Annotated in this window: 8 protein-coding genes; 6 read left to right on the plus strand and 2 right to left on the minus strand. The window is 69.4% G+C overall.

Annotation, left to right across the window (positions count from 1 at the left end):
* Positions 1-947: 947 nt before the first annotated feature.
* Positions 948-1,538, plus strand: coding sequence for a hypothetical protein (locus FNH05_RS25725; protein WP_144591290.1), 591 nt, complete (start codon positions 948-950; stop codon positions 1,536-1,538).
* Between the two features lie 87 nt (positions 1,539-1,625).
* Here the strand turns inward: FNH05_RS25725 and FNH05_RS25730 are convergent, their stop codons facing one another.
* A complete protein-coding gene (locus FNH05_RS25730; protein WP_144591291.1) occupies positions 1,626-2,390 on the minus strand; it encodes a hypothetical protein in 765 nt (254 codons plus the stop codon).
* A 360-nt stretch (positions 2,391-2,750) separates the two neighbouring features.
* On the opposite strand from FNH05_RS25730, the gene FNH05_RS25735 reads away from it, so the two are divergent.
* From FNH05_RS25735 to FNH05_RS25755, 5 genes are read left to right on the plus strand one after another with little or no spacing between them, the layout of a single operon-like run.
* On the plus strand, positions 2,751-4,154 hold the full coding sequence (locus FNH05_RS25735) for a sensor histidine kinase (protein WP_144591292.1): 1,404 nt from the start codon (positions 2,751-2,753) through the stop codon (positions 4,152-4,154).
* Entirely contained in the window at positions 4,154-4,555 is a 402-nt protein-coding gene (locus tag FNH05_RS25740; RefSeq protein WP_144591293.1) for a roadblock/LC7 domain-containing protein, read from the plus strand. The genes FNH05_RS25735 and FNH05_RS25740 overlap by 1 nt, the downstream gene beginning before the upstream one ends.
* 1 nt (position 4,556) lies before the next feature.
* Positions 4,557-4,916, plus strand: a complete 360-nt coding sequence (locus FNH05_RS25745) for a DUF742 domain-containing protein (protein ID WP_144591294.1) — start codon at positions 4,557-4,559, stop codon at positions 4,914-4,916.
* Positions 4,897-5,502: a GTP-binding protein gene (locus tag FNH05_RS25750; protein WP_144591295.1), complete on the plus strand. Its 606-nt coding sequence runs from the start codon at positions 4,897-4,899 to the stop codon at positions 5,500-5,502. Before FNH05_RS25745 ends, FNH05_RS25750 begins: the two co-directional genes overlap by 20 nt.
* Positions 5,499-6,719, plus strand: coding sequence for a cytochrome P450 (locus FNH05_RS25755; protein ID WP_144591296.1), 1,221 nt, complete (start codon positions 5,499-5,501; stop codon positions 6,717-6,719). The genes FNH05_RS25750 and FNH05_RS25755 overlap by 4 nt, the downstream gene beginning before the upstream one ends.
* Here the strand turns inward: FNH05_RS25755 and FNH05_RS25760 are convergent.
* Positions 6,694-7,923 (minus strand): cytochrome P450, encoded by a 1,230-nt coding sequence (locus tag FNH05_RS25760; RefSeq protein ID WP_186382736.1) that lies wholly within the window; start codon positions 7,921-7,923, stop codon positions 6,694-6,696. The genes FNH05_RS25755 and FNH05_RS25760 overlap by 26 nt on opposite strands.
* Positions 7,924-8,300: the final 377 nt, after the last annotated feature.

An 8,300-nucleotide genomic window follows, 5' to 3' on the forward strand; every position in this document is an offset into this window, starting at 1 on the left:
CACCCGACCCCAACCGTTCGATGAGGCGGTAACGCCCACCGATCACCCGCTCAACCTGTTCCTCGGACACCGCCGAACAGTATCGCAGCGAAATGAGATTCCGATGACACGGCAATTCCGGACCGGGTCGTGGGGCGGAAGCTGGTCACCGCGCTCCGGCAGTCGGCTGGAATAGTGGGCAGCCGTGGCCGAGGACTCCCCAGGAGCGTGGGCGCGGTGGCTGGTCTGGTGGACCGTCGAACTGCTGCCCGCCGACCTGCGTGCGACCGCGCTCGCCGAACTGGCCGACGGCGGCCACACCTCGCCCGCCAAGCGCATCGCGCCCGCTAAACCCGCCGAGCCCGCCGAGCCCGTCGCGGACACCCTCGCCCGGCTGCGCGCCGCCGACACGGTGCTGGTCGCCGATGCCGCGTTGCCGCTCTCCCTCGATTGGCCACGCCTCACCTCTCCCAGTTGGTCGACGCGGTGGCCCGCTACGACCACACCAACGGCGGCCCGGAAAACCGCGCCTTCTGGGTCGCCCTCGGCGGCCTGCTGCGCCCGCACTGCGGCACCGACCGGCACCGCTGGCTCGCCGCGGCCGGCGCCGCGGCCGACTGGCAGGGCAGCTTCGCCGGCCTGGTCCGGCGTATCGCCAGGCGCGACCTCCCGACCGGCAACCCGGACCCGAGGGTGTTCGTCCACGCACCCGACGCGGTGCTCGCCGACATCATCGCCACGCTGCCCGATCAGGAACTGGACAGCCACTGGTTCAGCCGTGCGATGAGCGCGGGCGTAATACGGAGCATGGTGCTCGATCGGCTCGTCGCGGCCGGTGTTCCGGCGCGAGCCGCCTGGGCGCGCTGGGCCCGCGACGCGCCCCTCTCCAGGAAAGTGCGGGTGTGGGCGCACGGCCACGGCGGGCTTCTGGACGGGATGAACCACACGAATGCCTGGTACGACACCGGGTGCGGGCCGGCCTCGCCGTCCGGTACCCGCACCGTGGCCGGGTCGTCGACCTGGTCGCCGAACTGCGCCGATGCCTCACCCCGATCCAGGCCGAAGCCGTGCTCGCCACGCAGACCACCCTCCCCTGGACCGGACTGGTCGAGGCGCACCAGACCGAGCCGCTGCCGAAGGCCGTTCTGTGTGCACTGGCGGGCTACGCCGATTTCCCGGCCGCGCTGGTCGGCGCGCTGTCCGAGGAACCGCTCTCGACCTTCACACCGCGGAACCGGGCCACCGCGCTGGCCGCGGTCGCCGCACTGGCCCACCGGCCCGGAATCGGCGAACTGATCTCCCGGATCCGCCCCATGAGAAGCCTGACCGACGCCGAACTGACCGCCGCGGTCCGCCCTGCCCGCGATCTGATCAACTACCTGCGCATCCTTACTTCCCCCGAGCGATACCCGGCCGATCCCTGGCTCGACCATTACATCGCACTGGTGTGCGAAACCGCCCGATCGGCCCCGCCCGGTTTCTGGACGGCGCTGCTGGACCTGATGCCGACCCATGACGGCACCGTTCCGGAACTGCTGGCCCGGGCACGCCACCCCTGACACACAACCGAAGAACGTGCCAGGAACGCCACGCCCCTCCTGGAATGCGGTTTCCCGCGAGGGGACCCCTCACGGGAAAAGGGCAAGCTACGGACCGGCCAGTGCGGCCTGGGGAGTGCAGGGTTTCTCTCGCGGCCCCAGGTCACGCCAGCTGAGCCCCCACACCGTGACGACCCCGCCGACGCGGCGTCCCATCGTGCAATCCTTTTCCTCGACGCCGATGCGGGCGAACAGCGCGACGCCGACGTCGGAACCGTTGACCTGCACGGAGATCTCCGGCGGGATAGCGGCAAGGTGGGTTTCCGGGTCGACCGGCGGGGTTGGCAGGCCGGTGGCCAGTGCGGCCCGCACGTCCGCTTCGGTCGGCGTCCGGGGCAGTTTGGCGAGGGTGGTCTCCAGAGCTGGGACGAATTCCGGCGGAATGTCCCGCCTCGGCAGGGGCGGTGGCGTGATCGCGACGGCGTTGTCCGGGCAGGTGATCCGAGTCGGCCCGTAAGAGACCTCGTCGTCCGTGAATTCGACGCGGTAGCAGGCGTCGAACGCCTCGACCCTGGTCCAGCCGCCTTCGGATGCGTCGCGATGGATCCGCCAGACCAGGCGCGCCATCGCCCGCGAACCCTTGTGGTCCAGGTCCTTGGCCTCCAGCACGCTGAAGTTGCCGGACCTGCCCAGGGGGGTCGCCAGCGCCGCACGGGCGAAACCGGCGGCGTCCGCCTGCCGCGGATAACTGATCGCATGGGCCAATGTCACGGACTGCCGGTCGGTTTCCGCGTGACCGGCGGCGACCGCACCGCAAGACGTCAGCAGCAGGGCCGCACAAACGGCGGCCACACCCCTGGATAACAGGACCATACCGGGCACGCTATCGATTTCGCGTTTTGGCCGCATGAGTAGTTCCACTCTGTCCGCGGTCGGGGTGCCGCCGGGGTGGAGACGGACCGGCGAGGGCGGCAGAGTGGGCCGCTCGGTGGCCGTGTAGATTCGCGCGCGCGTGTCGCCGAGGTGTCCGGCACCGGCGGGATGAGCGCTCGGCGGCCACCTCGCGAGTGTGTTCCCCGGTCGCCGCCCCGTCCGTGAGGAGTCCACATGCGCCATTCTGGACAGTCGTCCTGAGCAGCGGAAACAATCGGGCAAGGATTAATCCCACTGGTTGACGTGGCCCCCCGATGATCGAGTATCTTCGTGCGTCACCCCGACCTGAGGACTTGATCAATGTCAGCACGAGAAGACGTTCGCCCCCGGGCGCAACGCTCCCCGCTGAGCCAGGCGCTACTCGTCTCCCTGGGCGTGTTCGTCGTCGCCGGCGGTTTGTGGTCCTGGGCCGTCTTCGGGACGCCCGCCGTCATGCCCGTCGTCGCCGCGGTGCTCGCCGTGGCGCTGTGCGTGGGCACAGCCCTCGCCGTCTACCACGCGCGGCGGACCCGCAGCATGGCCGACAGCGCCTCCGCGATGGAAGCGGAAATCGCGCAGCTGGCCAACGAAACCCTGCCCTTGGCCGTGTCCAAGCTCCGCCAGGGCACCCCGGCGAACGCGGTGCTCGCCGCGCTCCCCCAGCCCACCACGGAAATCCACCGCGGCATCCTGCGCACGCTGGCGGTCGAGATCGGTCTCGGTGAGCGCCAGCGGGCCGCGGCGATGGTCGCCTGCGCGAACGCCGCCGGGCGGGTCCAGGCCATGGCCACCAGCATGCTCGCCGACCTGCGGGAGATGGAGGAACGGCACTCCGAGGAGGTGCTCGGCGACCTGCTCGCCCTCGACCACAGCACCGCACAGGTCGGTCGGCTGGCCGACAGTATCGCCGTGCTCGCCGGTGCCCGCTCGGGCCGGCGCTGGACGAAACCGATCGTGATGGAGAGCATCCTCCGCGGGGCCATGGGCCGGATCGGCTCGTACCAGCGGGTGCGGGTCCATTCGGCCAGCGGCGCGGCGATCGCCGGGTACGCCGCCGAAGACATCATGCACACCCTCGCCGAACTCATGGACAACGCCACCAAGTTCTCCGCGCCGTCCGAAGAGGTGCACGTCTACGTCGAGGAACTGCACAACGGCCTGGTGGTGACGATCGAGGACGCCGGTCTCGGCATGAAACCGCAGGCACTGGAACGGGCCAAGGCCGCGGTGTCCTCCTCCGAACCGCTGGACCTGGCGAAGCTGTCCGGCACCCGGCTCGGGCTGGCCGTCGTCGGCTCGCTGGCCCGCAAGCACCGGCTGGAGGTCTTCTTCCGGCCGTCGTCCCGGGGCGGAACCGGGGTGGTGGTCCGGGTGCCCAGCCAGTTGCTGGCGCAGGAACGGGTGGAATCGGTGCCGTCGGTGGCCAGGCAGACCACCGCGCCGATCGCCACCACCGCCGGCACAACGGGCACCACTGGCACCACGGGCACCACGGGCACCGCCTTCGGTGTCGTGCAGGCCGAAACCGCGACCGCCGTCGACGAGGACCAGCGACTGCCGAAACGGCGGCGCGGGCAGACGCTGGCCTCCGCCAAGTCGCCCGGCAGCCCCAAGCCCGCGCCGGCGAAGCCGCGCACCGACGCCGGAGCGCGGTTCGGCGCCTTCCGGCACGCGAACCGGCCCAAGCCCACCACCCCGGACACCAACACAGGAGAAGAGTCCTGATGACCACCGCCAACCCGAGTCTCGAATGGTTGCTGGAGAACCTGGTGCAGGACACCCCGGGGGCCCACCACGCCCTGGTGTTGTCGCGTGACGGCCTGAAACTCTGCCACACCGGTGGGCTGACCGTGGACAGGGCCGACCAGCTCGCCGCGATCGCCGCGGGTGTGCAAGCGCTTTCCCACAGCGCGTCCGTCGAGTTCGGCGACGGCACCGGCGGGGTCCGCCAGTCCATGACCGAATTCCACGGTGGCCTGCTGTTCATCGTCGAGGCCGGCGATGGGGCGCACCTCGCGGTGCTGGCCACCGACGACGCCGATGTCGGTCTGATCGGGCACCGGATGGACGAGCTGGTCGAACAGATCGGCGAGTTCCTCGTCGCCGCCCCTCGCGATCAAGGCTGACATGGCACCTCACATTCTCGACGACGAAGACCCGGACCGGCTCTACACGATCACCCGGGGACGCAGCCGCGTCGATGACCGGCAACTGGATCTGGTGACACTGGTGGTGGCCAAGGCCGAGGCCACCCCGGGGATGCAGTCCGAATACGTCAAGATCCTGCGCCTCTGCTTCGCCCCGACCTCGGTCGTGGAGATCTCCGCCGAACTGCGGCTGCCGGTGAGCGTCGCGCGGATCCTGGTGTCGGACCTGCTCCGCGACGACCTGGTGACCGTGCGGCATCCCTCGACCGGCCGTGCCCAGTTACAACTGCCCGATGTGGCATTCCTGAAGAAGGTGCTGGTTGGACTCCAAAACATCTGAGCGGACGCGCACCCCGCTGCCCGGCACCGCGGCCGACGCGGTGAAGATCGTGGTCGTCGGCGGGTTCGGGGTCGGCAAGACGACGCTGGTCTCCTCGGTCAGCGAGATCCGGCCGCTGTCCACCGAGGAGACGATGACGCAGGCCGGTATCGGCATCGACAGCAACGCCGGCGCGCCCGGCAAGTCCACCACCACGGTCGCGTTCGACTTCGGGCGCATCACCCTGACCTCCGAACTCGTGCTGTACCTGTTCGGCGCGCCCGGCCAGGAACGGTTCTGGTTCCTGTGGGACCAGCTGTTCGCCGGTGCGCTGGGGGCCGTGGTGCTGGTGGACACCCGCCGCGTGGCCGACTCCTGGTACGCGATCGACCGCCTGGAACACCACGGGACACCGTTCGTGGTGGCACACAACAAGTTCCCGGGCCCCGACCACAGCCGCGACGAACTTCGCGACGCGCTGGACCTGTCCGCCGACATCCCGCTCATCGACTGCGACGCCAGGGACCGGGAATCGTCCAAACAGGTCCTGCTCGCACTCGTCAACCACCTTTACGACCTGTCCGCCGCTCGGGAGAACGCCTCATGACGGATGCAGCGCACTCGCACCAGGACCCGGTGCGGCTTTACGGACCGCGATATCAGAAGGATCCCAAGGCTCTTTACGCCGAGATCAGGGAGCAGTACGGGCCGGTCGCGCCGGTCCTGCTCGAAGGCGACGTCCCCGCGTGGTTCGTCTGCGGGTACCGGGAGGTCCACCAGGTCACCACGGACTCGCAGCTGTTCGCCAGGGACACCCGCCGCTGGAACGCCTGGCACATGGTCCCCGACGACTGGCCGGGAATCGCCTTCGTCGCCCACAACGACTCGGTGATGTTCACCGAGGAGAACGAACACCGGCGGCGGGCCGGAGCGATCAGCGACGCACTGAACGAGATCGACCAGTTCGCGCTGCGGGCGCAGTGCGAGAACTTCGCCGACCGGCTGATCGACGACTTCGCGGGAACCGGCCACGCGGACCTGATGTCCCAGTTCGCCTCGACGATCCCCCTTCTGGCCGCGGCCGACATGTACGGCCTGCCGGAGTCCGAGACGCCGGACCTGGTGCGGGACATCACGCTCGCGGTCAACGCCGATCCCGATTCCGCCAACGCCCACCAGCGGGTGGCCGCCGCGATGGGGCGGCTGCTGGAGGAGAAGCGGCGGAACCCGGGCCCGGACGTCCCGTCGCACCTGCTGTCGCACCCGGCGGACCTCACCGACGAGCAGATCGTGCTGGACCTGGTGGTGGTCATCTCGGCCGCGCACCAGCCGACCGCCTACTGGATCGGCAACACCGTCCGGCTGATGCTGACCGACGACCGGTTCGCCGCCAACCTCGCGGGCGGCCGGGCGAGCGTCGGCCAGGCACTGAACGAGGTGCTGTGGCAGGACACCCCGACGCAGAACTACATCGGGCGTTTCGCCACGCGGGACACGCAACTGGGCGGGCGGCTGATCCGCACCGGTGACCTGCTCCTGCTGGGGCTGGCCGCGGCGAACGCCGATCCCCAGGTGCACCCCGACGGCGGTGTCATCGGCAACCACGCCCAGATGTCCTTCGGGCACGGTGAGTACGGCTGCCCGTGGCCGGCCCCGGAGCTGGCCGAGGTGATCGCCAAGACGGCGGTCGAAGTGCTCCTCGACCGGCTCCCGGACCTGAGGCTGGCGGTACCGGTGGAAGCCCTGCTCTGGCAGCCGTCGGTGTGGATGCGCGGCCTGACCAGCCTTCCGGTGCGGTTCAGCCCGACATACGTGCCGCGCTGAACCGGACCGGCAGCGACGCCGGTCCCCGGGTGAAGACGCCCTGTTCCACCGGGTTCGCGCCCTCGTCGAGTTCGAGGTCGGGCATCGCGTCCAGCAGCAGGTTGGTGCCCACCTCGACCTCGGTCCTGGCGAGCAGCGCGCCCACGCAGAAGTGCCGTCCGAGCGAGAACGACAGGTGCTCCGCGGCGGCGGAGAACGCGGTGCCGGTGGGCAGGTCGTCGCGGAAGATGTCGAACGAATCCGGGTCGGCGAAGTGGTCCGGATCCCGGTTGGCCGCGGCGAGCAGGCAGATCACCGTGCTGCCCGCGGGCACCACGCCCCCACTGAGTTCGACGTCCTCGGCCAGCTCACGCATCACCATGTGCACCGGCGGGCTGTAGCGGAGGGTTTCGGCGAAGGCCCGGTCGATGAGGGTCCGGTCCTCCCGCACCGCGGCCAGCTGGTCCGGATGCGCCAGCAGGTTCTTGAACATACTTGCCACCGCCTTGTCCGTGGTCTCACCGCCCGCCGCGAGCAGCAGGCTGACGAACGCCTTGATGTCCTGATCGCTCATCTGCGTGCCCTCGACCTCGGCCGCGCACAGGGTGGACAGCAGGTCGTCGCCGGGTTCGCGGCGCCGCTGCTGGATGATCGGGATCATGTACGCGGCCATCTCCTCGCCCGCCCGCACCCCGGCCTCGTTGACCTCGGGGTCCTGGCTGAGGTTGCCGAGGAACTCGATGACCGCGGTGTACCAGCCCTGGAACCGGGCGTGGTCGCTCTTGTCGAGGCCCAGCATGTCGACGATGACGTTGATCGGGAAATGCCGCGCGAAATCCCAGACCAGGTCCGCGCGCCCCGCTTCGCGGAAGCGGTCGATCAGGTCACGGGCGTTGCGCTCGATCACGGGCAGGAACTTCTGCTGCAGTTCGGTGCCGCGGAAGGCGGGCGCCACCAGGGCCCGGCGGACGGAGTGCTCGCGCCCGCTCATCTGGACGATGGTCCGCCCGCCGTGGGCGGGTTCGAGCTGCCACACGTAGTTGTCGGTGGTGAAGGTCTGGTCCTTGCACGCCCGCACGACGTCGTCGTAGCGGGAGATGATGTATTTCTGCATCGGTTCGTGCCAGAGCAGCGGTGCCTGCTCCCGCATGATCCGGTAGGCGGCATAGGGGTTTTCCGCGAATTCCGGGGAAAGAATGTCTGGCGCTTCGTGGGCGATGGTCACGGGCCCTCCCTGGACCGGCAGTGGACAGCGAGTCAGAGGTTAACGATCTTCGGACCGGTTCCGTTGACTGGCCGCCGAAGTTCAGGCGGTCGGACTAGCGGTACTTCGACCATTCGGTTGCCGGACCGGCGCCCTGTTGCTGCGGCGAGGCTCTAGGACCTGCATCGAAGTGGTTTGCGTTGCGGTGCGGGTAGCGGAACCTGACATGGTCCCTCGCTGTGGGATCTCCTCCTCATGAATGCCAATTCACTGAGGTGATCTCACCAAGATCGGGTTGGTGAGTCGGAGGCGGCTGGCCTGGGTGGTGGTGTGGACGGGCCCTGCTTGGAGACGGGCGTGGAGTCCTTGGTAGAAGAACTCTCGCCAAAGATGATCTT

Source organism: Amycolatopsis rhizosphaerae, assembly GCF_007713715.1.
GTDB lineage: Bacteria > Actinomycetota > Actinomycetes > Mycobacteriales > Pseudonocardiaceae > Amycolatopsis_E > Amycolatopsis_E rhizosphaerae.

Coding starts and splice junctions, on each gene's coding strand:
- FNH05_RS25730 (WP_144591291.1), bottom strand. CDS start 2,390: ATGGTCCTGTTATCCAGGGGTGTGGCCGCCGTTTGTGCGGCCCTGCTG.
- FNH05_RS25745 (WP_144591294.1), top strand. CDS start 4,557: ATGGCACCTCACATTCTCGACGACGAAGACCCGGACCGGCTCTACACG.
- FNH05_RS25755 (WP_144591296.1), top strand. CDS start 5,499: ATGACGGATGCAGCGCACTCGCACCAGGACCCGGTGCGGCTTTACGGA.
- FNH05_RS25740 (WP_144591293.1), top strand. CDS start 4,154: ATGACCACCGCCAACCCGAGTCTCGAATGGTTGCTGGAGAACCTGGTG.
- FNH05_RS25735 (WP_144591292.1), top strand. CDS start 2,751: ATGTCAGCACGAGAAGACGTTCGCCCCCGGGCGCAACGCTCCCCGCTG.